At 73.2% G+C, this 21,078-nt stretch carries 18 protein-coding genes; 5 read left to right on the forward strand and 13 right to left on the reverse strand.

Annotated elements, in window-relative coordinates; genetic code table 11:
* Nucleotides 1–22: 22 nt before the first annotated feature.
* On the reverse strand, nt 23–562 hold the full coding sequence (locus tag GA0070562_RS15465; RefSeq protein WP_013475555.1) for a GNAT family N-acetyltransferase: 540 nt from the start codon (nt 560–562) through the stop codon (nt 23–25).
* A gap of 77 nt (nt 563–639) precedes the next feature.
* Here GA0070562_RS15465 and GA0070562_RS15470 point away from each other — a divergent pair, with 77 nt between their 5' ends.
* The 3 genes from GA0070562_RS15470 to GA0070562_RS15480 are packed head-to-tail and all read left to right on the forward strand — an operon-like array spanning nt 640 to nt 2,945.
* Nucleotides 640–1,563 carry an ABC transporter ATP-binding protein gene (locus GA0070562_RS15470; protein ID WP_091421606.1) on the forward strand — a complete coding sequence of 308 codons (924 nt, stop codon included), beginning with the start codon at nt 640–642 and terminating at the stop codon, nt 1,561–1,563.
* A gap of 36 nt (nt 1,564–1,599) precedes the next feature.
* A complete protein-coding gene (locus tag GA0070562_RS15475; protein ID WP_091421609.1) occupies nt 1,600–2,391 on the forward strand; it encodes an ABC transporter permease in 792 nt (263 codons plus the stop codon).
* The gene (locus tag GA0070562_RS15480) at nt 2,388–2,945 is read left to right on the forward strand and encodes a TetR/AcrR family transcriptional regulator (RefSeq protein WP_091421612.1); all 558 of its coding nucleotides are present in this window, start codon (nt 2,388–2,390) and stop codon (nt 2,943–2,945) included. The genes GA0070562_RS15475 and GA0070562_RS15480 overlap by 4 nt, the downstream gene beginning before the upstream one ends.
* A gap of 29 nt (nt 2,946–2,974) precedes the next feature.
* On the opposite strand, the gene GA0070562_RS15485 is transcribed toward GA0070562_RS15480, so the two are convergent.
* The 10 genes from GA0070562_RS15485 to ppdK form a co-directional block, all read right to left on the reverse strand.
* On the reverse strand, nt 2,975–3,517 hold the full coding sequence (locus GA0070562_RS15485) for a hypothetical protein (RefSeq protein WP_091421616.1): 543 nt from the start codon (nt 3,515–3,517) through the stop codon (nt 2,975–2,977).
* A complete protein-coding gene (gene dnaG, locus GA0070562_RS15490; RefSeq protein WP_091421620.1) occupies nt 3,517–5,412 on the reverse strand; it encodes a DNA primase in 1,896 nt (631 codons plus the stop codon). The genes GA0070562_RS15485 and dnaG overlap by 1 nt, the downstream gene beginning before the upstream one ends.
* Before the next feature lie 71 nt (nt 5,413–5,483).
* Complete coding sequence (locus GA0070562_RS15495) at nt 5,484–5,729, reverse strand: helix-turn-helix transcriptional regulator (protein WP_018787373.1); 246 nt, start codon at nt 5,727–5,729, stop codon at nt 5,484–5,486.
* A 10-nt stretch (nt 5,730–5,739) separates the two neighbouring features.
* Complete coding sequence (locus GA0070562_RS15500) at nt 5,740–6,591, reverse strand: ABC transporter permease (protein ID WP_091421623.1); 852 nt, start codon at nt 6,589–6,591, stop codon at nt 5,740–5,742.
* A complete protein-coding gene (locus GA0070562_RS15505; RefSeq protein WP_091421625.1) occupies nt 6,588–7,562 on the reverse strand; it encodes an ABC transporter ATP-binding protein in 975 nt (324 codons plus the stop codon). Before GA0070562_RS15505 ends, GA0070562_RS15500 begins: the two co-directional genes overlap by 4 nt.
* Before the next feature lie 44 nt (nt 7,563–7,606).
* Nucleotides 7,607–9,241: a BCCT family transporter gene (locus tag GA0070562_RS15510; protein ID WP_091421628.1), complete on the reverse strand. Its 1,635-nt coding sequence runs from the start codon at nt 9,239–9,241 to the stop codon at nt 7,607–7,609.
* A 57-nt stretch (nt 9,242–9,298) separates the two neighbouring features.
* Nucleotides 9,299–10,135 carry a siderophore-interacting protein gene (locus tag GA0070562_RS15515; RefSeq protein ID WP_091421631.1) on the reverse strand — a complete coding sequence of 279 codons (837 nt, stop codon included), beginning with the start codon at nt 10,133–10,135 and terminating at the stop codon, nt 9,299–9,301.
* A 10-nt stretch (nt 10,136–10,145) separates the two neighbouring features.
* The gene (locus GA0070562_RS15520; protein ID WP_091421634.1) at nt 10,146–11,414 is read right to left on the reverse strand and encodes a deoxyguanosinetriphosphate triphosphohydrolase; all 1,269 of its coding nucleotides are present in this window, start codon (nt 11,412–11,414) and stop codon (nt 10,146–10,148) included.
* A 106-nt stretch (nt 11,415–11,520) separates the two neighbouring features.
* Complete coding sequence (locus tag GA0070562_RS15525) at nt 11,521–11,874, reverse strand: VOC family protein (protein WP_091421638.1); 354 nt, start codon at nt 11,872–11,874, stop codon at nt 11,521–11,523.
* Nucleotides 11,875–11,989: 115 nt separating this feature from the next.
* Nucleotides 11,990–14,698 (reverse strand): pyruvate, phosphate dikinase, encoded by a 2,709-nt coding sequence (gene ppdK / locus GA0070562_RS15530; RefSeq protein ID WP_091421641.1) that lies wholly within the window; start codon nt 14,696–14,698, stop codon nt 11,990–11,992.
* A gap of 311 nt (nt 14,699–15,009) precedes the next feature.
* Between ppdK and GA0070562_RS15535 the strand changes: the two genes are divergently transcribed.
* Nucleotides 15,010–16,764: a beta-N-acetylhexosaminidase gene (locus tag GA0070562_RS15535; RefSeq protein ID WP_091421643.1), complete on the forward strand. Its 1,755-nt coding sequence runs from the start codon at nt 15,010–15,012 to the stop codon at nt 16,762–16,764.
* 839 nt (nt 16,765–17,603) lie between these two features.
* Nucleotides 17,604–18,251 (forward strand): C39 family peptidase, encoded by a 648-nt coding sequence (locus GA0070562_RS15540; protein WP_091421647.1) that lies wholly within the window; start codon nt 17,604–17,606, stop codon nt 18,249–18,251.
* A gap of 56 nt (nt 18,252–18,307) precedes the next feature.
* Here the strand turns inward: GA0070562_RS15540 and dusB are convergent, their stop codons facing one another.
* Together dusB and GA0070562_RS15550 are read right to left on the reverse strand one after the other, a co-directional pair.
* On the reverse strand, nt 18,308–19,471 hold the full coding sequence (gene dusB, locus GA0070562_RS15545; protein WP_091421650.1) for a tRNA dihydrouridine synthase DusB: 1,164 nt from the start codon (nt 19,469–19,471) through the stop codon (nt 18,308–18,310).
* Between the two features lie 37 nt (nt 19,472–19,508).
* Entirely contained in the window at nt 19,509–20,933 is a 1,425-nt protein-coding gene (locus GA0070562_RS15550; protein WP_091421653.1) for an MFS transporter, read from the reverse strand.
* Nucleotides 20,934–21,078: the final 145 nt, after the last annotated feature.

A 21,078-nucleotide genomic window follows, 5' to 3' on the forward strand; every position in this document is an offset into this window, starting at 1 on the left:
AGCCGGGGCGGCGCCACGCCTGCTACGGCGTCCAGTCGCGCCGCAGCAGGCCGTAGATCACCAGGTCGGTGAAGCCGTCGCCGTCGTACTCGCGGTCCCGCTGGGTGCCCTCGTGGACGAACCCGCACCTCTCGGCGGTGCGCCGCATGGCCGTGTTGCCGGCGAGCGTCTCGATCTCCAGCCGGCGCAGGTTGCGGTTGCGGAACCCGTACCGGCAGAGCAGCCGGATCACCTCGGTGCCGTAGCCCTGGCCGCGCGCCTCCGGCAGCAGCGTGATGCCGAGGTGGGCGTACCCGTTGAAGGCGTTGATGCCCCAGAGCACGCCGGTGCCGAGGAACGTGCCGTCGGCGACGGTCTCGGCCAGCAGCGACACCGGAGCGGCGGCCTCCGGCTGCTCGGCGGCTCGCTTCTCCAGCCGGGCCCGGACCTGCCCGACGTGGTGCGGCAGGAACGGCTCGTCGTCGGTGACCAGGTGCAGCTCCGGGTCGCTGTGCAGCCGGAACATGTCCGGCGCGTCGTCGGGGGTGGGCGTACGCAGGCGGACCCGGTCGGTGGCGAACATGCCGCGACGCTAACGGTGGGTGGGCAGGGCGACAACCGGATTTGGCCACCCTACCGACCGGTCGGTAGGGTGGTGGCATGACCCCGCTCGTGCTCGCCACCGCGCTGACCAAGACCTACGGAACCCATGACGCCCTGCGCGCGCTCGACGTGACAGTCGCGCAGGGCAGCCGCTTCGTCGTGCTCGGCCACAACGGCGCCGGCAAATCCACGCTGCTGGAGATCATCGCGACGCTGCGCACCCCGACGTCCGGCTCGGTACGCGTCGGCGGGTTCGACACCGTCACGCAGGCACGGGACGCGCGACGCCTGATCGGCCTCGCGCCGCAGTCGAACGCGCTCGACCCGCTCGCCTCCCCCACGGAGGTGCTCGACTTCCAGGGCGTGGCGCTCGGGCTGGGACGCCGCCGGCGAGCACGCCGCACGCGGGAACTCGTCGACCTGTTCGGCCTGGGCGAGCACCGCTCGGCCCGGGTCGCCAAGCTCTCCGGCGGCACCCGCCGCAAGCTGGACCTGGCCGTGGCGCTCGTCGCCGAGCCCGCCGTGGTGATCCTGGACGAGCCGACCACCGGCCTGGACCCGCTCGCGCGCATCGACTTCTGGACCGAGCTGACCCGCCTCAACCAGGCCGGCACCTCGCTGCTCATCTCGACCCAGGACCTGCACGAGGCGGACGTGCTCGCCACCGACATCGCCGTGCTCCGGGAGGGCCGGGTGGTCGCCCAGGGTCCGCCGGCGTCGCTCAAGCAGCGCGTCGGCGCCCGTACGCTCACGCTCGACCTGTCCGGCGCCGCCGCCGCTGCCGCGTTCGCCGCCGCGTCCGAGGCCGGGTTCCGCGCCGACCCCGACCGTCCGGACCGGGTACGCCTCAGCGTTCCCGACGATCCGCGGGCCCTGGCGAAGGCCCTGACCGAGGCCGGCGACGCCGCCGCCGAGATCACCCGGCTCCACCTCGCCGAGCCCTCCCTCGACGACGTCTTCGTCGCCCTCGCCGCCCGCTGAGGCGTGACCCCACCGCACCCCGAAAGGCCCGAACCCGTGCTCCCGCTGGCAGTCGCCCCACCCCGCCGCTCTCCGGCCCCGGTCGTCCTCGCGGCGATCAGACGCTCCACGCGCGCCGTGCTCCGTACGCCCGCGCTGCTCGTCGCCCCGGTCGCCCAGTCCCTGTTCTTCCTGCTCGTCTACGCCGGGCAGCTCGACGCCGTGGGCGGCACCTACCTGGACGGCACGAGCTTCATCGCGTTCCTGCTGCCGCTGATCCTGCTCACCGGCGTCGCCACCGGCGCGGGCGCCGCCGGCACGCTGGTGCTGGGCGACATCACCAGTGGCTACCTCGACCGCCTCCGGCTCGCCCACGGGAGCACCACGCCGTTCCTCGTCGGCCCGGTCGTCGCCGCGCTGATCGCCGTCGTACTCCAGATGGCGGTGACGGTCGCCGGGGCCGCACTGATCGGCTACCGGCCGGCGAGCTGGCCCGGCGTCGCCGGGATGCTGCTGCTGATGCTGGCGCTGGGCCTCGGTGTCGCACTCCTGAGCATGGCGCTCGCGATCCGGTCGGCCTCGGCGCCGGCCACCAACCTGGTCACGCTCGCCGTGTTCGGCCTGTCGTTCTTCACCGGCGTGTTCGCGCCGGTCGACCAACTCGCCGGCTGGATGCGGGTGATCGCCACGGTCAACCCGCTCACCTATATCGTCGACACCGCCCGCCAGCTCGGCGGCGGCACGTCGCTCACCGCGGCCCCGGTCGGCGTCGCGGCGATCGTCACCCTCGCCGTCGCCGGAACCGCCGCCTGCGCGCTCGCCCTCCACCACGCGAGAAAGAACCGATGAGCCCCACCGACACGCGCACCCAGATCATGGACGCCTTCGCCGAGCAGCTCGCGGCGACCGGCTACCAGGGCATCTCCCTGGTCGGCGTGGGCCGCAGCGTCGGCATCCAGAAGCCGTCCATCTACCACCACTTCCCCGGCGGCAAGGAGGACCTCTACATCGCGGTGGCGGAACGGTACATCCGGGACGTCGGCGGCCGGATCTCGGCGGCGCTGTCCGAACCCGGCGACGTGGCGCACCGGCTGCACGCGCTCGCCACCGTCGCCGCCGGGCAGCACGGCGACGCGATCACGTTCGAGCAGCGCATCTACGACACGCTGCCGCTCGTCTCCGCCGGGACCAGCGAGCACGTCTCGGGCCTCTACGTCGCGCTGATGCTGGCGCCGGTGACCCGGTTCTTCGCCGATGCGAAGGCCGAGGGCGCCGTCACCGGCGAACCGGAGTTCCTGATGAACGCGTTCCTGCACCTGGCCCGCGCCGCCGACCTCACCGACGAGACCGGACCCGCCCGGGTCGTCGCGCTCTTCCTCGACGGGGCCCGCCCACGTGCCTGACCCCGCGTGACTCCGGGCGTGGCGCGGCCTCAGGCGTCTGCGGGCGCGGTGGCGGCGCGCGCCGCCGCGACCAGCCGGGCGGTCTCGGCGGCCACCGCCTCGTCGTCGGCGGGCGTCCCCGGGTCGTAGCGGACCGTCCAGGTCAGGCCGTCGACCCCGGCCACCCGCCGGGCCGCGATCCGCCCGGAGCCGCCGGGCACCTCGTGGTGCGAGGTGTACGCCACCGAGCCGGTGACCCGGGCCCGGACCTGGTGCGGCAGGTCACCCGGGTCGACGAGCAGGTACGTCCCGGGGAGACCGTCCGCGACCACCAGGTAACCGTCGCGCTCGGCGACCGGCTCGGCCGGGGTGACTGTCAGCTCGCGGCCGGACCAGACCGCCTTGAGGATGTCGTGCCAGCCGAGGCGGTCGACGCGGCCGGGCAGCCAGAGACCGCGGTTACTGGCGACCAGCACGCCGTCGTTGCCGCCCTCGCCGGTGCCGGCTGCGGCCCACGCGAGCACCCGCTCGTCGGCGGCCAGCGGCGGCCGGTCGGCCGACGGCAGTTTCGGCCGACGGTTGAACAGAGCCATCACAAACCTCCGGCGGCCTGCTCGCGCAGTGCCCGTGCGTGCTGTTCCAGCGAGAGCAGTTCCCCGAACAGGGCGAAGTACTCGTCCTTGTTGCTCACCGGGTTGATCCGCTGGATCTTCGACTTCAGGTCGCGGATGCGGCCGGTGACCGAACTCCACTGGAGCCGGGCCATGGTGATCGAGACGTACCTCGGGTCGGGTTCGCCGTCGATGCGCAGCGGCTCCACCGCCAGCTCACCGATCAGCGCCTGCCCGGCCAGGTCGTCGCAGGCGTCGCGGACCCGCTCGATCCAGACCGCGCCGCCGGTGGCGCCGGACGCACCGCCGGCGGCGGCCACGGCGGCGCGTACCGCGACGTGCACCGGGTGCTGGTAGTCGGTCGCCTCGACCGCGTCGAACATCGGACCGGCGAGCACCGGCTCCTGCAACGCCAGCTTCAGCGCCTCCCGCTCCACCATGGAACGCGGACTGTCCACAGCGGGCGAGGCCGGGCGCGAGCGGGCCGGGGCGGCGGGCGCGCTGCCGGCCTGCGGCCCGTGCGCGGCGGCCAGCACCGCACGCTGCACCGGCTCGATCTCCATGCCGAGGTCACCGGCGAGCTTGCGCACGTACTCCGGGCGCTTCTCCCGGTCCTTGATCTTCGCCACGAGCGGCGCGGCGCGGCGCATGGCCTCGACCCGGCCGTCGACGGTGTCCAGGTCGAACCGGCTGATCACGTGCCGGAGCGCGAAGTCCACCAGCGGCTCGCGGCGGGCCACCAGGTCGCGTACGGCCAGGTCGCCCTTTGCCAGGCGCAGCTCGCACGGGTCCATGTTGTCGGGGCTGACCGCGATGAAGGTACGCCCGACGAAGCGCTGGTCGTCCTCGAAGGCGCGCAGCGCGGCCTTCTGGCCGGCGGCGTCGCCGTCGAAGGTGAAGATGATCTCGCCGGCCCGCTCGTCGCTGTCGAACAGCACCCGGCGCAGCACCGAGATGTGGTCGCCGCCGAACGCGGTGCCGCAGGTCGCCACCGCTGTCGGCACGTCGGCGAGGTGGCAGGCCATCACGTCGGTGTAGCCCTCGACCACCACCACCTTGCCCTGCTTGGCGATCTCCCGCTTGGCCTGGTCGATGCCGTACAGCACGTGCGACTTCTTGTAGATCGGCGTCTCGGGGGTGTTCAGGTATTTCGGGCCGTCGTCGTCGTCGAAGAGCTTGCGGGCGCCGAAGCCGATCACGTCGCCGGTGATGTCCCGGATCGGCCACATCAGGCGGCGGCGGAACCGGTCGATCAGCGAGCCGGAGCGGGCCGGGCGGGACAGGCCGCCGGTGACCAGCTCGTCGTGGGTGAAGCCCTGCTGGCGCAGGTGCTTGGTGAGCAGGTCCCACCCGTCGGGGGCGAAGCCGCAGCCGTACCGCTCGGCGGCGGCCCGGTCGAAGCCGCGCCCGGCGAGGAACTCCCGGGCCGGACGGGCGCCGGCGGTGGTGAGCTGGGCCCGGTAGAACTCGGTGGCGGCGGCGTGCGCGGCCACCAGGCGCTGCCGCTGCCCCTGCTGCGGGCGGGGACGCGGCGTGGACCGGTCGTCCTCGACGTAGCGCAACTGGATGCCGGCGCGGGCGGCGAGCCGCTCGACGGACTCGACGAAGCTGAGGTGCTCGGCGTCCATCAGGAACTTGATCGCGTCGCCGCCGACCCCGCAGCCGAAGCAGTAGAACACGTTGCGGGCGGGCGAGACGTTGAACGACGGGCTCTTCTCGTCGTGGAACGGGCACAGCCCTTTGAGGTTGCCGCCGCCCGCCGACTTGAGGGTCACCACCTCGGAGATGACGTCCGCGATGGCGGTGCGCTCGCGGACCAGCGCGATGTCCTCGTCCCGGATCCGCCCCGCCATGACCGCCACCCCCTCGGCGTACATCCTGCCCTGCCGGACCGACGTTCCGGCGGCCGGGGGGACGGGCGTGTGGCCGACCACGTCCGTCCCCCGGCTCAGGCCGAACGGGCCGTCGCGGGGTCGCCGATACGCGGGAACGGCTCGATGGAGAAGACCACCTCGACCGGCACCTCGAAGTACGCGGCGATGCGCAACGCCAGGTGCAGGCTGGGCCGGAACTCGCCGCGTTCCAGGTAACCCACGGTCTGGTAGTGCACACCGAGCGCGTCGGCCAGTTGCCGGCGGGAGATGCCCCGTTCGGCGCGCAGCACCGCGATGCGGTTGTGCACGGTCTCGCTCATCGACGCCCTCTCATCCGACCCGCTGCATGGCCCGCTCCCGCCGGGCCGCGACCCGCGAGCCGGACTCCCGGCGGGCCATCCGGCGCAGCACCACCGGGGCCAGCACGAGCCCGAGCAGCGCCCAGGCGCCGAGCACGCCGACCGTCTCCAGGTGCCGCCAGGAGCCGCCGAGTTCGACCGCCGCCAGGTCGCCCGGGAGCAGCGCCGAGCGCATGCCCAAGCCTAGCCAGTAGAGCGGGAAGACCTGGGCGACGCCCTGGAGCCAGCCGGGCAGGCCGTTGATCGGGTAGAAGATGCCGGACAGCGCGATGAGACCGAAGATCGGCATCACCACCAGGCCCATGTTGCGCGGGTTCTCGACCAGCGAGCCGATCACCGCGCCCAGCGGCAGCGTCGCCACCAACCCGAGCGGCACCACCCAGGCCAGCGTGAGCCAGGCGCCGGGGTCGCCGAGCCGCAGCCCGTCGAGGAAGAACAGTCCGGGTGTGAGCTGGAGGACCACGCCGATCAGCGCGACCGCCGAGACCAGCACGATCTTGCCGACCAGGTAGCCGAGCATGCCGTCCGGGATGGCCTTGGCGCGCAGCAGCGTGCCGTCCTCCCGGTCGATCACGAGCTGGTTTGCCAGCCCGAGCAGGCCGCCGAAGAGCAGGCCCATGCCGAGCGCGCTGGGCAGCGTACGGGCGCCGAGCGAGAAGTCGGTGCCGGGCACTGTCGAGCCGCGCATCCAGAACACGGCGACCAGCAGCACCACCGTGGGAAAGAAGTAGGTCCAGAGATCCTGGCCGTTGGTGAACGTCGCGCGCAGCTCGATCACGCCGCGCCGCAGCCCGGTCCGCAACGCGTTGGTGGTCGGGTTCATCGGTTCGCCTCCTGCTGCCACACCCGCTCGGCCCGGCCGGTACGGATGCCGGTCTCCTCCTCGTGCACCAGCGCCAGGTACGCGTCCTCCAGGCTGGCCCGGCGCACCTCCAGCTCGCGTACCCGGTCCCCGTGTTCGCGGAGCAGGTCGCGCAGGAACGCGGTGGCGTCGGCGGTGGCGTGCACGTACCGCTCGCCGTCGCGGGTCCAGCGCACCTCGGCGTCCCCCGCGACGCGCCGGGCGAGCTGGTCGGGCGACCCCTCGGCGATGATCCGGCCGTCGGCCAGGATCAGGATTCGGTCGGCCAGCTTCTCCGCCTCGGTCAGGTCGTGCGTGGTCAGCACGATCGTGGTTTCGTCCAGGTCGGCCAGGCGGTGCACCAGCTCGTGGAACTCACGCCGGGCGGCCGGGTCGAACCCGACGGTGGGCTCGTCCAGGAACAGCAGTTCCGGCCGGCCGACGATGCCGACCGCGACGTCGAGCCGGCGGCGCTGACCACCGGAGAGCCGGGCCACCCGGCTGCCGGCGTGCGCGGTCAGGCCCACCGTCTCCAGCAGCTCGTCGACCGGCCACGGGCGCGGGCTCCGGTCGGTGGCGTACGGCGCGTAGAAGTCGCCGAGGTGGGCGAGCAGCTCCCGCACCCGCCACTTGCCGTGGTCGCGCCAGGACTGGAGCACCACGCCCAGCCGCGCGCGCCACCGCTCGTCGCCGCGGGCCGGGTCGGTGCCGAGCACGCGCACCGTGCCGGCCGAGGGAACCCGGAAGCCTTCGAGGATCTCGATGGTGGTGGTCTTGCCCGCGCCGTTTGGCCCGAGCAGCGCCACCACCTCGCCCCGCCGGGCGGTGAGGTCGACGCCGTGCAGCACGTCGACGGCGCCGTAGCGCATACGCAGGTCCCGCACGTCGAGGACGAGATCCTCGTCGGGAGGGCGGGGGGACGCGACGGCCCCCGGGAGTTCGACCGCAGTCATGCCCCGGAATGTAGCACTCCTACTACAGATCGAGGTACCACCACTCAGCGGCGACGGCTGTGGAACCAGCGCGTGACGGGGGCCGGATCCTCCTCCTCGTACGACCGGGCCGCGTTCACCGCCGCGGCCAGGCCGGAGCGGCGGGGCCGGGGCCCGGCGCGCAGCATCGGATCGGCGGCCATCTCCCGGAGCACCGCGACGGCCAGGCCCAGCATCACCACGACGAACGGCAACGCGACCAGGATGGTCGCCTGTTGCAGCGCGGCCAGCCCTCCGGCCAGCAGCAACGCCGCCGCGACCGCGCCGATCAGCACGCCCCAGAGCACCACCACCCCGCGATGCGGCCGCAGCGCGCCGCGCGAGCTGAGCGAGCCGAGCACCAGCGACGCCGAGTCCGCGCTGGTGACGAAGTAGAGCGCGATCAGCACCATGGCGAGCACGCTCGTCAGCGTGGCCAGCGGCAGCGCGTCGAGCAGCCCGAACAGCGCCTGCTCGGAACCGGCGCCCACGTCCGCCACCAGGTCCCGGGTGCCGGTGGTCTGCGTACGCAGGGCGCTTCCGCCCATCACCGCGAACCAGACGGTGCTCGCGCCGCTGGGCACCAGCAGCACCCCGACCAGGAACTGGCGGACCGTACGGCCGCGCGAGATGCGGGCGATGAACGTGCCCACGAACGGCGCCCAAGAGATCCACCACGCCCAGTAGAAGATGGTCCACGAGCCGAGCCAGGCCGGATCGGAGAACGCCCCGGTACGCGTCGACATGCGCACCAGGCCGCTCAGGTAGTCACCGACCGAGGCCGGCAGCACCTCCAGCGTGTAGACGGTCGGACCGACCACGAACACGAACAGCATCAGCACGACGGCGATCAGCACGTTCGTGGTGGACAGCCACTTGACGCCCCGGTGCAGGCCGGAGAAGGCGGAGAGGACGAAGGCGAGCGTGAGCGCGCCGATGATCGTCAACTCGACGGCCCGGCCGTCCGGCACGCCGGCCACCAGGTCCAGTCCGGCCGCCACCTGGAGCGCGCCCAGCCCCAGACTGGTCGCGGAGCCGAACACTGTGGCGAAGACGGCGAGCAGGTCGATCGTCCGGCCGAGCGGGCCGTCGGTCCGGTCGCCGAGCAGCGGCGCGAACGCCGACGAGATCCGGTTGCCCCGCCCCTTGCGGAACGTCGAGTACGCCAGGGCCAGCGCCGCGACCGCGTAGATGCCCCACGGGTGCAGCGTCCAGTGGAAGAGCGTGTACTGCATGGCCGCCGCGGCGGCGGCACCGGTCTGCGGCTCCACGCCGGAGGCCGGCGGCGGCGCGGCGTAGTGCTGGATCGGCTCGGCGACGGCGAAGAACACCAGGCCGATGCCCATGCCGGCGCTGAACATCATCGCGATCCAGGCCAGCGTGTCGAACTCCGGCTCGTCGTCGTCGGCGCCCAGCCGGATCCGGCCGAACCGGGAGGCGGCCACCACGACCGCCAGCACCAGGAAGGCGTCCGCCGCGACCACGAAGAACCAGCCGAACGTGCTCACCGTCCAGGCCAGGCCGGACTCGCCGAAACGGGCCAGTGAGCCCCGGGCGAACACGCCCCACAGCACCACCGCGAGCACACCGGCGACCCCGGCGCCGAGCACCACCCGGTCGACCGGCTGGGTCGCGGGCCGCTGTCCCACCTGTCCCGTCATGCCCCCATCGTCGGCGGGCCGGGCGTACCGGCGGGTCGGAACGCCGCAGGATCCGCGTCAGGACACGACGGTGGCGGCCTCCTCGGCCTCCACGGCGGCGTTCCAGGCCGGCTTGGTGGACCGCCAGCCCTCGTCGTCCATGCCGCGCCGCCAGTAGCCGGAAATGGACAGGTCGCCCCGGGGCACGCCGCGCTCGACGCGCAGCAGCCGCCGCAACTCCTTCATCGCGCCGGCCTCGCCGTGCACGAACGCGTGCACCCGGCCGGGCGGGAACTCCAGCGCCCGGACCGCCTCCACCAGCGGCTCGCCGTACGGACGGCCGTCGCGGTGCAGCCAGCACAACTCGACCTCGCCCGCGCTGGTCAGGGGCAGTTCGTCGGCCGGGCCGCCGACCTCGACGTACACCTTGGCGGCCGCGCCCGCCGGCAGCCGCTCCAGGGCGGCGGCGATGGCCGGCAGCGCGCTCTCGTCGCCCGCCAGCAGGTGCCAGTCGGCCGCCGGGTCCGGCACGTACGCGCCGCCCGGCCCGGCGAACAACACCCGGTCGCCGGGACGCAGCGCCGCCGCCCACGGCCCGGCCAGCCCTTCGTCGCCGTGGTGCACCACGTCCACGGTCATCTCACCGGCCGCCGCGTCCCAGGCCCGCACCGTGTACGCGCGCAGGCGCGGCCACTGCTCCGCCGGGAACTCCCGCTTGATCGTGGCCAGGTCGACCGGGTACGGGTAGGTCACCCCGGCCGGTGGGAAGACGAACTTCACGTAGTGGTCGGTGTACGCGCCGACCGGCAGGCCGGCCAGCTCGGGACCGCCCAGGACCAGGCGGATCAGGTGCGGGGTCGGCCGCATGGTCCGGACGACCGTGGCGGCGGTGAGCTTCTTCGGGCGATCCGTCATGCCGCTTAGGCTAGCCTAAGTTCTCGGGTCCGCCCCCGGGGTGACCCGGTCGGCTCGACGACACCAGCCGGGCGTGCCAGGCCAGCGCGGCCGGATCGGTGAGCGAGGCGACCTGGTCGATCACCACGCGCAGCCGCGCGACGTCGTCCGCCGCGTCCCGCCACAGCGGCGCGAAGACCGGGTCGAGCGCGTCAGGAGCCCGGTCCAGCAGCGCCGCGACCAGCCCGGCGAGGACGTCGCGCTGCCGCGCGTAGCGGTCCTCGGCACCGGGACGGCGCATCACGTACCGCAGCGCGATGCCCTTGAGCAGCGCGCACTGCGCCCGGATCCGGCGCGGCACCTCCAGGTCGGCGGCGTAGCGGCGGTGCGGGCCGGGACCGTGGCGCTGCTCGGTCGCGGCCACCACGCCGGCGACGAACCGGCCGGTGAGCACGCTGGTGGTGGCCTTCAACGCGGCGAGGGCGCGGTGGCTGCCGTCGTACGCCGCCAGCGGGGCGAGCACCGGATCGGCCAGCAGGTCGGCGAGCACCTCGCCCAGGTCCTCCGGCGCCTCCCCGGAGTACTCGGCGGCCACGTCGGCGCAGAGCGCCCGCCGCTCGTCCGCGTCGGCCAGCAGCGGGCGCAGGTCGACGTACCCGCCGTGGATGCCGTCCTCGACGTCGTGCACCGAGTACGCCACGTCGTCGGCCCAGTCCATCACCTGGGCCTCCAGGCAGCGCCGGGCACCGGGCGGGGCGCCTTCGCGCAGCCAGTCGAAGACCGGGCGGTCGTCGGCGTACACGCCGAACTTGCGTTCGCCGGGGCGACGCGGCCACGGGTACTTGCTGACCGCGTCCAGCGCGGCCCGGGTCAGGTTCAGCCCGGCCGAACGCCCGTCCGGGGCGAACACCTTGGCCTCCAGCCGGGTGAGCTCCCGCAGCGTCTGCGCGTTGCCCTCGAAGCCGCCGCAGGCGGCGGCCAGTTCGTCCAGGGCGTACTCGCCGTTGTGCCCGAACGGCGGGTGACCCAGGTCGTGCGCCAGCCCGGCGGTGTCCACCACGTCCGGGTCGCAGCCCAGCCGGGCGCCCATCTCGCGGGCGATCTGCGCGACCTCCAGCGAGTGGGTCAGCCGGGTACGCAGGAAGTCGTTCGTCCCGGCGGTGTGCACCTGGGTCTTCGCGGCGAGCCGGCGGAACGCCGCCGAGTGCAGCACGCGGGCGCGGTCCCGCTCGAACGGCGACCGGCCGTACCCGGTGTCCTTGGGCGCCTCGTCGACCAGCCGGGCCGCGTCGCCGCTCATTTCTCCCGGACTGGCAGATGGTCGCAACTGCGGGGCTCGCAAGACCGGCTCACTCCTCGCGCTCCCGGACCGCGTAGGTCGCGACTGCGGGGCTCGCAAGACCGGCTCACTCCTCGCGCTCCCGCAACACGCAGAACTCGTTGCCCTCCGGGTCGGCGAGCACCGTCCACGCCACGTCCCCCTGGCCGATGTCGACGTGCCGGGCGCCCATGTCGACCAGGCGCTCCACCTCGGCCTCCATGTCGGCCGGGCGCAGGTTGAGGTGCAGCCGGTTCTTTCCCTCCTTCGGCCCGGCGACCGGGACGAAGACGAGACCGGGCATCGTGTCGGGGGTCCGGCGGATCTCCACCTCGGCCGGCTTGTCGGTGATCACCTGATAGCCGAGCGCCTCCGCCCACCAACTGGCGAGCCGGGACGGATCCCGGGCGTCGATGGTCAGGTTCTCCCAGACGGCGGTCATGCGGCCACCCCTCCTGATCGACACGTGGCGGAAGCTCAGGTTACGCCGAGGAGGCCGGAAAGGCGCGCCGGGCGTACGCGGGGCCGCCGGCGAGCACCGGCGGCCCCGCGCCCGGTCAGCGGGAGTCCGAACCGGTGGTGGTGATGGCCGCGCGGCCCGCCTCCAGCCGGGCCACCGGCACCCGGAACGGCGAGCAGGAGACGTAGTCCAGTCCGACCTCGTGGAAGAAGTGCACCGAGTCCGGGTCACCGCCGTGCTCGCCGCAGACGCCGAGCTTCAGCCCCGGACGGGCCGCCCGGCCCTCCTCGGCGGCAATGCGGATCAGCCGGCCGACGCCGTCGGTGTCGATCGACTCGAACGGCGAGATGCCGAAGATGCCCAGTTCCAGGTAACGCCAGAAGAACGCGCCCTCCACGTCGTCGCGGGAGAAGCCCCAGCCCATCTGGGTCAGGTCGTTGGTGCCGAAGGAGAAGAACTCGGCCGCCTCGGCGATCTGCCCGGCGGTCAGCGCCGCCCGGGGCACCTCGATCATCGTGCCGATCAGCACCTCGACGCCGCTGTCCCCGACCACCTCGGCGATGATCCGCTCGGCCTCGGCGCGTACCGTCTCCAGCTCCTGCACGGCCCCGACCAGCGGCACCATGATCTCCGGGCAGGCCGTGCCGCCGTCGCGGACGACCGCGACGGCGGCCTCCGCGATCGCGCGGACCTGCATGGCGAACAGGCCCGGGATGACCAGGCCGAGCCGGACGCCGCGCAGGCCCAGCATCGGGTTCTCCTCGTGCATCCGCCGCACGGCGGCGAGCAGCGCCTCCTCCTTGGCGACGTCCTCGCCGCGCTCCTGGGCCACCGCGACGTTCACCGCGAGCTGCTCCAGCGGGGGCAGGAACTCGTGCAGCGGCGGGTCGATCAGCCGCACCGTGACCGGCAGACCGTCCATCTCGCGGAAGATCTCGATGAAGTCGGCCCGCTGCAGCGGCAGCAGCGCGGCGAGCGCGTCCTCCCGCTCCCGCTCGCCGGAGGCGAGGATGAGCCGCTCGACCAGCTCGCGCCGGTCACCGAGGAACATGTGCTCGGTGCGGCACAGGCCGATGCCCTCGGCGCCGAAGCGCCGCGCCCGGGCCGCGTCCGCGCCGGTGTCGGCGTTCGTGCGTACCCGCAGCCGCCGCGCGGCGTCGGCGTGCGTCATGATCCGGTGTACGGCGCGGACCAGCGCGTCGTCGATGGTCTCCGGGTCGAGTTCGCCCTCGAAGTACTGCACCACCTCGGACGGCATGACCGGCACCTCGCCGAGGTAGACCTTGCCGGTGGTGCCGTCGATCGAGACCACGTCGCCCTCGTTCACCACGTGGTCGCCCACTGTGAACTTCTTCGCCGGGACGTTCACCTCCAGCTCGTCGGCGCCGGAGACACAGGTCTTGCCCATGCCGCGGGCCACCACCGCGGCGTGGCTGGTCTTGCCGCCCCGGGAGGTGAGGATGCCCTTGGCGGCGATCATGCCGTTGAGGTCGTCCGGGTTGGTCTCCCGGCGGACCAGGATCACCGATTCGCCCTCGGCGGCCAGCTCGACCGCGCGGGCCGAGGTGAAGACGACCTTGCCGGACGCGGCGCCCGGAGAGGCGCCGATGCCCTTGGCGACCGGCTCGAACTCGTGGTCGAGCTGGAAGCGCGGGAACATGAGCTGGGCGAGCTGCGCGCCGTTGACCCGGTGCAGCGCCTCGTCCAGGTCGATCAGGCCCTCGTCGACGAGCTGCCCGGCGATGACGAACGCGGCGGCGGCGGTGCGCTTGCCGACCCGGGTCTGGAGCATCCAGAGCTTGCCGCGCTCGATGGTGAACTCGATGTCGCAGAGGTCCTTGTAGTGCTCCTCCAGCCGGGCCATGATGCCGAGCAGCTGGTCGTAGGAGGTCTTGTCGAGCTGCTCCAGCTCCTGCAACGGCACCGTGTTGCGGATGCCGGCGACCACGTCCTCGCCCTGGGCGTTGGCGAGGTAGTCGCCGTAGATGCCCTGCGCCCCGCTGCCCGGGTCGCGGGTGAACGCGACGCCGGTGCCGGAGTCCGGACCGAGGTTGCCGAAGACCATCGTCACCACGTTGACGGCGGTGCCCAGGTCGGCCGGGATGCGCTCCTGCCGGCGGTACAGCACCGCCCGCTCCGCGTTCCACGAGTCGAAGACCGCGCGGATGGCGAGGTCGAGCTGCTCGCGCGGCTCCTGTGGGAACTCGCGGCCGGTGTGCTTGGCGAAGATCTGCTTGTACGCGTCGACCAGCCCGCGCAGGTCGTCGGCGTCCAGGTCGAGGTCGTTGTGCGTACCCTTGGCGCGCTTGATCTCGTCCAGCGCGTGCTCGAACTCCTCGCCCGGAACCTCGCAGACGGTCTTGCCGAACATCTGGATCAGTCGCCGGTAGGAGTCCCAGGCGAACCTGTCGTTCCCACCCGCTTGGTTGCTCAGGCCGACCACGCTTCGGTCGTTGAGTCCCACGTTGAGGACGGTCTCCATCATGCCCGGCATGGAGAACTTGGCGCCGGAGCGTACCGAGACCAGCAGTGGGTCGTCCGGGTCGCCGAGGCGGCGGCCCATCTCGCGCTCCAGCGACTCCAGGTGCGCCTCGATCTGCGCGGCCAGGCCGTCCGGCTCGCGCCCGGTCGTCAGGTACGCCTTGCAGGCCTCCGTGGTGATCGTGAAGCCGGGCGGGACCGGCAGGCCGAGATTCGTCATCTCGGCCAGGTTGGCCCCCTTGCCGCCGAGCAGATCCTTGAGATCCTTGTTGCCCTCGGCGAAGTCGTAGACGTACTTGTGCTCGACCGGATCGTGCGCTGCCACCAGAGCCTCCCACGCGCGCCATTGACACTTAACGAAGGTTCAGTTCGGACATACCCCGGTAGTGACCACCGGTAATCCCGGCTCGTCAGCGTCGGTGGGGCGAAGGCTAGGCGAGTTTCGAGAAACCTGGGAGCGTTCGGTGACTTTCGGCACAACGGTCACCACAATCCGCGTTCGTACGGGTTTTTGGGAACGCTTCCACGAGCACGATCACGCAATTCCGATCCCTCTCGTACTCTTGACGTCACTGCATCTCGCGGAACCTGACCTTTGCCATATCCCGCGCGAATACACCCCTCGGAGGCGTCGCCGTGCCGACCAACCCCGCCGCCCCGGAGACCGAGCCGGAGCCGTCCGGCACCCGTCCCACCAGCCCTTCCAGTGACGTACCCGCGGTGTCGCTGCCCGGCGTGCCGGCTCCCGCGGCCGAGCTGGCCCGGGCCGCCGCGGGCCGGGCCGCCGGGGCGCTCGCCGGACCGGCGCCGGTCCGGCTGGGCGACGTGGTGCCGGCGCCCGAGCAGGTGCTCCCGGACCCGGCCGGTCACTTCACGCTGAGCGCGGACGCGGTGCTGCAGGTCAGCGCCGCCGGGCGGGACGTGGCCGAACAACTCGCCGGCTGGCTGCGCCCGGCCACCGGCTTCCCGCTCCCGGTCGCCGACACCGCCGAGGGCGGCCCGCTGACGCTCACGCTGTCGCCGGCGGACGCCGCCGTGCCCAGCGGCGCGGTCGCGACCGCCGCCTCCGGTCCGGTGGACCACGCGCGGCTCGGGGATGAGGGCTACCGCCTCGACGTGACCGCCGGCGGCGTCCGGATCACCGCCGTCACCCCCGCCGGGCTGTTCCGCGGCGCGCAGACGCTGCGGCAGCTGCTACCCGCGCCGATCGAGAGCCCGACCGTGACCGCCGCGCGCTGGGCGGTGCCCGGCGGCACGATCGTCGACCGGCCGCGCTTCGCCTACCGGGGCGCCATGCTCGACGTCGCCCGCCACTTCTTCCCGGTCGAGGACGTACTGCGGGTGGTCGACCACCTGGCCCGCTACAAGCTCAACCACCTGCACCTGCACCTCACCGACGACCAGGGCTGGCGGATCGCCGTCGACTCCTGGCCCCGGCTCGCCGAGGTCGGCGGCGCGACCGAGGTCGGGGGCGGCACAGGCGGCTGGTACACCCGGGACGACTACCGCCGCATCGTCGCGTACGCCGCCCGCCGCCACGTGACTGTGGTGCCCGAGATCGACCTGCCGGGCCACACCAACGCGGCGCTGGTCGCGTACCCCGAACTGGCACCCGGCAAGGTCGCGCCGCCGCCGTACACCGGCACCGAGGTCGGCTTCAGCTTCGTCGACCCCGCCGACGAGCGGACGTACGCCTTCGTCGCGGACGTGGTCGGCGAGGTGGCCGCGCTGACGCCCGGACCGTGGCTGCACCTCGGCGGCGACGAGGCGTTCAAGGTGCCGGCGGACAGCTACCGCACCTTCGTGGAGCGGGCGCAGCGGCTGGTCGCCGCCACCGGCAAGACAGTCGTCGGCTGGCACCAGCTCGCCCCGGCCGAGCACGTCGACGGGCGCGTCCTGCAGTGGTGGGGCACGAACGGTGACGACCCGGAGACCGCCGACGCGGTACGCCGGGGCGCCCGGCTGATCCTCTCCCCCGGCAACCACGCGTACCTGGACATGAAGTACGCCCCGGACACCCCGATCGGGAACGACTGGGCCGGTCTGATCGACGTACGCCGGGCGTACGAGTGGGATCCGGCGACCCACGTGCGGGGCGTACCGGCCGAGGCGGTGCTGGGTGTGGAGGCGCCGCTGTGGACCGAGACGGTCACCAGCCGCGCCGAGATCGAGTTCATGCTGTTCCCGCGCCTGCCCGCGATCGCCGAACTCGGCTGGTCACCGCGCGAGACGCACGACTGGCCCCGGTTCCGCAGCCGGCTGGCCGCCCAGGGCCCGCGCTGGACCATCGCCGGCATCACCTTCCACCCCTCCCCCAAGATCCCCTGGCCCCCCACGACCTCGACCCAGATCCCCACCCAACCCACCCCCCACACCACCCCCACCCCCTGACCCCCTGCCCCTCCCTCCGGGCGCACCCCCGGGGTCGATCATGAAGTTGACGGCGACAAACCGGACACGAACTGCCGCCAACTTCATGATCGACGCACCGATCCCCGGCGCGGCGCGGGCGGACGCCCTCGCCCGGCGCGTGCCGCCGCCCGATTGCCGAGATCTTGGTACGGAACGGCCCCCAGAGGGGCGCGGATCTACCAAGATCTCGAAGCCGAACCGGTCCGGACCCCGAACTCAGGCGCCAGATGGGCCCGGTGGCCAACTCCTCCTCCCATCGCATCGGTGATCAAGGAGTTTGCGGCGGGCGCGAGGCCTCAGACGGGCACAAACTCCTTGATCAACGGGGTGGTGGGGTCAGGCCCGAGGGCCCGAGGGCCCGAGCGCCCCAGCGCCCGGGCGGACCCGGAGCGGGCGGGGTGGGCGGGGTGGGCGGGGTCTGGTGTCGGGGGCCGCCTCGGTGGGGTCGGTGTCCGGAATCGGGGTGGTCGGGGTCACCGGTGGGGTGGAATCGGCGGCGGGTGCGGGGCGTTGTACATGGCAGACCGCGCCGCACCCGCCGACCGCCCGCCCAGCGGGCCGGGAATCAGGCCGGGACGCCGGTCGTTACGTCACCGGGCCACCGAGCAGGTCGACAGCGCCTGTCGAGCAGGCCGCACCGCCGGGCAGCGCCCCGGGAATGACCCCGGACCCCCGGTCGTTACATCACCGAGCCGCCGGAGCAGGCCGTCCCCTGGTCGCCCGAGCGAGCCACCGGCCCGACGCACATACCGGGCCACCTGATCTTTCTTCGCGGCATCCCCCATCGCCGCGTACCCCCGACGGAGAGGCAACTGATCATGGCTACCACTCTGCTGCGCAAGACCGCTCTGACCGTCGCCGGTATCGCCGCCACCGCTGGTGGCATCGCCGGCCCCGCCATCGCCGCCCAGGCCACCCCGGCCGAGCGCGCCGCCCAGGTCGTCACCAACGACCGCAAGCACGGTGAGCGGGAGCTGGGCGTGCGCTACGAGGCTCAGCCCAACTTCTACTTCTGCGGCCCGGCCGCGGCCCGTAACGCGCTGAGCGTGCAGGGCAAGAACATCGACGTGCACGCCATGGCCGAGGAGATGGGCACCACCGAGGACGGCACCAACTCCATCAACGACATCACCCCGGTGCTGAACAAGGAGACCGGCAAGGACGTCTACAAGTCGACCGAGATCCCGGTGGACAAGGCCGGTGAGAAGGTGGAGAAGCTGCGCGCCGACGTGGTGCGCACGGTGGACGACGGCCGGGCCGTGGTGGCGAACATCGCCGGCACCGCGACCGACACCGACGGCAACACCCACTCGTTCGAGGGTGGCCACTACATCAGCGTGGTCGGCTACCGCGACGGCGGCAAGGTCGTGACGATCGCCGACTCGGCGAACCCGGACCAGGCCTCGTACCGCATGGACGTGGACGCCCTGGCGCACTGGATCGCCAGCCGCGGCTACAGCTCCTGACCGAACACGAAGGGCCCGACCCCGAACGGGGGTCGGGCCCTTCGGCGTGTCCGGGGTCAGCCGCCGGAGTCGTCCAGCTCGGCGCCGTCGGGCGGGGTGTCGTCGTCGCGGCTGGCCAGCCATCCGTCGGGCAGGAACACCTTGCCCGGGGAGTTGGTGCGGCCGCGCGGCTGGCCGAGGTTCTCCACCGGGAACGGTACGGCCGGGTCGAGCTTGCCGAGCAGGTCGTCGAGCTGGGCCAGGCTCTCGATCATGGCGAGCGACCGGCGCAGCTCGCTGCCGATGGGGAAGCCCTTCAGATACCAGGCGACGTGCTTGCGGAAGTCGGTGCAGCCGTCCCGCTCGCCCCGGGCCGGGTTGCGGGCACCCGCCACGAACTGCTCCACCAGCAGCTCGGCGTGCCGGCGCATGGTCACCGCCACCTCGCCGAGGCTGGGCAGCCGCCGCTCGGGGCTCCCGTTGAACGCGGCCTCCAGGTCGGCGAACAGCCACGGCCGGCCCAGGCAGCCGCGCCCGATCACCACACCGTCGACGCCGGTGTGCGCGACCATCCGCAGCGCGTCGTCGGCCTCCCAGATGTCGCCGTTGCCGAGCACCGGCACGTCGAGCGCCGCCTTGAGCGTGGCGATGGCGTCCCAGTCGGCGGTGCCGGAGTAGCGCTGCGCGGCCGTACGCCCGTGCAGGGCGACAGCCGCGACGCCCGCGTCCTGGGCCGCCAGCCCCGCCTCGACGTACGTCAGGTGGTCGTCGTCGATGCCCTTGCGCATCTTGACGGTGACCGGCACCCCGGCGGGTGACGCGGCGTCCACCGCGGCCTTGACCAGCCGGGCGAACAGCCGGCGGCGCCACGGCAGGGCCGAGCCGCCGCCCTTGCGGGTCACCTTGGGCACCGGGCAGCCGAAGTTGAGGTCGATGTGGTCGGCCAGGTCGCGTTCGACCACGATCCGCACGGCGGCGGCGGTGATCTCCGGGTCGGTGCCGTAGAGCTGGAGGCTGCGGGGCTGCTCCTCGGCGCCGAAGGCGATCATGCGCAGCGTCTTCGGGTTCCGCTCGACGAGCGCCCGGGTGGTGATCATCTCGCAGACGTAGATGCCGCCGCCCTGCTCACGGCAGAGCCGGCGGAAGCCGACGTTGGTGATCCCGGCCATCGGCGCGAGCACCACCGGCGGCCACACCCGGTGCGGGCCGATGGTCAACGCGGGCAGGGTCGCAGCGGTCACCTGACCAGTGTAGGGAGGCGTTCCCGGGTATCGACGCCTACCGGGCCGCCGCCCGCTGCGGCGCGGGCGACGGCGTGGTCCCGGACTTCCCCGCCGGCATGATCAGCAGCAGCGCGAGGACGCCCAGCCCGCCCGCGACGGCGCCGACGAACTGCACGACGCCGTAGCCGACCCCGGCGGCGAGCAGTGTGAGGAAGACCGCCACGGAGATCGCCCCGGCCACGTGGGTGGTCGACTCGAACACCGCCGAGGCCGTTCCCTGGTCGCTCGGCGGCGCGTCGCCGACACACACCCGGGTCAGCCCGACGTAGATCGGACCGGCGCTGAGCCCCCAGGCGACCAGGATGGCCGTGACGAGGATCAGCGGACCGCCCGCGTTGACCGCCACCAGTGCGAGCGTGACCGCGCACAGGGCCAGCGCCACCGCGACGACCCGCCGCGCGCCGAACCTGCGGATCAGCGCGCCCGCCGGAGCGGCGCTGACCAGCGCGCCGAGCAGCACCGGGGCCAGCACCAGCCCGGCGCCCGCCGGGGACAGGCCGTGGACCTCCTGGAGGTAGAGACTGCCCACGACCACCACCACCGCGTACGCGGCCGAGTGGGCGGCGAAGGCGAGGCAACCGGCGACCAGCGGGCGCGACCGGAGCAGGGACGGCCGGACCAGCGGGTCGGCCACCCGCCGCTCGACGCGCACCAGCAGGAACAGCAGCACCAGGGAGCCGGCGACCGCGCCGAGCGCGACCGGGTCCGGACCCGACTCGGCGATCCGGTTGGCGCCGAAGATCAGCGCGAGCAGCATGCCGGTGGCGAGGACCGCCCCGGCGAGATCCAGCCGCTGCCGGCCGCCCGGGTCGGGCCGGCTCGCCGGCAGCAGCAGCCGGGCCGCCACCATCGCCACCAGTCCGACCGGCACGGTGGCCAGGAAGACCCAGCGCCAGCCGAGGTGTGACGTGATCAGGCCGCCGACGATCGCCCCGGCCAGACCGGCCGTGTTCGCGGCGGCGGCGACGACCGCGAACACCCGGCTGCGCCACGGCTCGTCGGGGAAGTACGTGGCCGCCGACGCCAGGGTCGCCGGAATGGCGAGGGCCGCGCCGGCGCCCTGCAACACCCGGCCGAGCAGCAGCGGGGACAGCGCGGTCGCCAGCCCGGCCAGAGCCGAGCCGAGAGTGGCCAGCGCGAGGCTGACGACGATCAGCCGGCGTCGCCCCCACAGGTCGCAGAGCCGGCCCCCGAGCAGCAGCAGGCCGCCGATGCTCAGCGAGTACAACGTCACGACCCACTGGAGGCGGCCCGGGCCGAGGTGGAACTCGGCACCGATGCGCGGCAGCGCGGTGGCCACCGCCAGGCTGTCGAACAGCACCAGGAACATGGCGCTGGCCAGGACGAGGGCGGTGGGCCACCGATGCGCCACCACCGCGGGCGCCGGGGTGGCGGACGGTCCGGTGGTCGCCTGCCGCATCTCGCCCCCTCCGCTGCCGCTGAGGGATCTGCTACCCGGCGCTCCCGCCGGCTAACGACACCGGGCTCGCGGGATTCAGACACGTCGACGCGTCCTCCGGCTCGGGAGACGCGAAGAAGGGCGCCGTCGGCGACGGCGCCCTTCT

Source organism: Micromonospora tulbaghiae (assembly GCF_900091605.1).
Classification (GTDB): Bacteria; Actinomycetota; Actinomycetes; order Mycobacteriales; family Micromonosporaceae; genus Micromonospora; species Micromonospora tulbaghiae.

What these genes read in the sequence shown, in the direction of transcription:
- GA0070562_RS15465 (WP_013475555.1), bottom strand. Translation starts at nt 562, where the DNA reads ATGTTCGCCACCGACCGGGTCCGCCTGCGTACGCCCACCCCCGACGAC.
- GA0070562_RS15525 (WP_091421638.1), bottom strand. Translation starts at nt 11,874, where the DNA reads ATGACCGCCGTCTGGGAGAACCTGACCATCGACGCCCGGGATCCGTCC.
- GA0070562_RS15470 (WP_091421606.1), top strand. Translation starts at nt 640, where the DNA reads ATGACCCCGCTCGTGCTCGCCACCGCGCTGACCAAGACCTACGGAACC.
- GA0070562_RS15515 (WP_091421631.1), bottom strand. Translation starts at nt 10,135, where the DNA reads ATGACGGATCGCCCGAAGAAGCTCACCGCCGCCACGGTCGTCCGGACC.
- GA0070562_RS15540 (WP_091421647.1), top strand. Translation starts at nt 17,604, where the DNA reads ATGGCTACCACTCTGCTGCGCAAGACCGCTCTGACCGTCGCCGGTATC.
- GA0070562_RS15480 (WP_091421612.1), top strand. Translation starts at nt 2,388, where the DNA reads ATGAGCCCCACCGACACGCGCACCCAGATCATGGACGCCTTCGCCGAG.
- GA0070562_RS15500 (WP_091421623.1), bottom strand. Translation starts at nt 6,591, where the DNA reads ATGAACCCGACCACCAACGCGTTGCGGACCGGGCTGCGGCGCGGCGTG.
- GA0070562_RS15495 (WP_018787373.1), bottom strand. Translation starts at nt 5,729, where the DNA reads ATGAGCGAGACCGTGCACAACCGCATCGCGGTGCTGCGCGCCGAACGG.
- GA0070562_RS15520 (WP_091421634.1), bottom strand. Translation starts at nt 11,414, where the DNA reads ATGAGCGGCGACGCGGCCCGGCTGGTCGACGAGGCGCCCAAGGACACC.
- GA0070562_RS15550 (WP_091421653.1), bottom strand. Translation starts at nt 20,933, where the DNA reads ATGCGGCAGGCGACCACCGGACCGTCCGCCACCCCGGCGCCCGCGGTG.
- GA0070562_RS15505 (WP_091421625.1), bottom strand. Translation starts at nt 7,562, where the DNA reads ATGACTGCGGTCGAACTCCCGGGGGCCGTCGCGTCCCCCCGCCCTCCC.
- GA0070562_RS15485 (WP_091421616.1), bottom strand. Translation starts at nt 3,517, where the DNA reads ATGGCTCTGTTCAACCGTCGGCCGAAACTGCCGTCGGCCGACCGGCCG.
- GA0070562_RS15510 (WP_091421628.1), bottom strand. Translation starts at nt 9,241, where the DNA reads ATGACGGGACAGGTGGGACAGCGGCCCGCGACCCAGCCGGTCGACCGG.
- dnaG (WP_091421620.1), bottom strand. Translation starts at nt 5,412, where the DNA reads ATGTACGCCGAGGGGGTGGCGGTCATGGCGGGGCGGATCCGGGACGAG.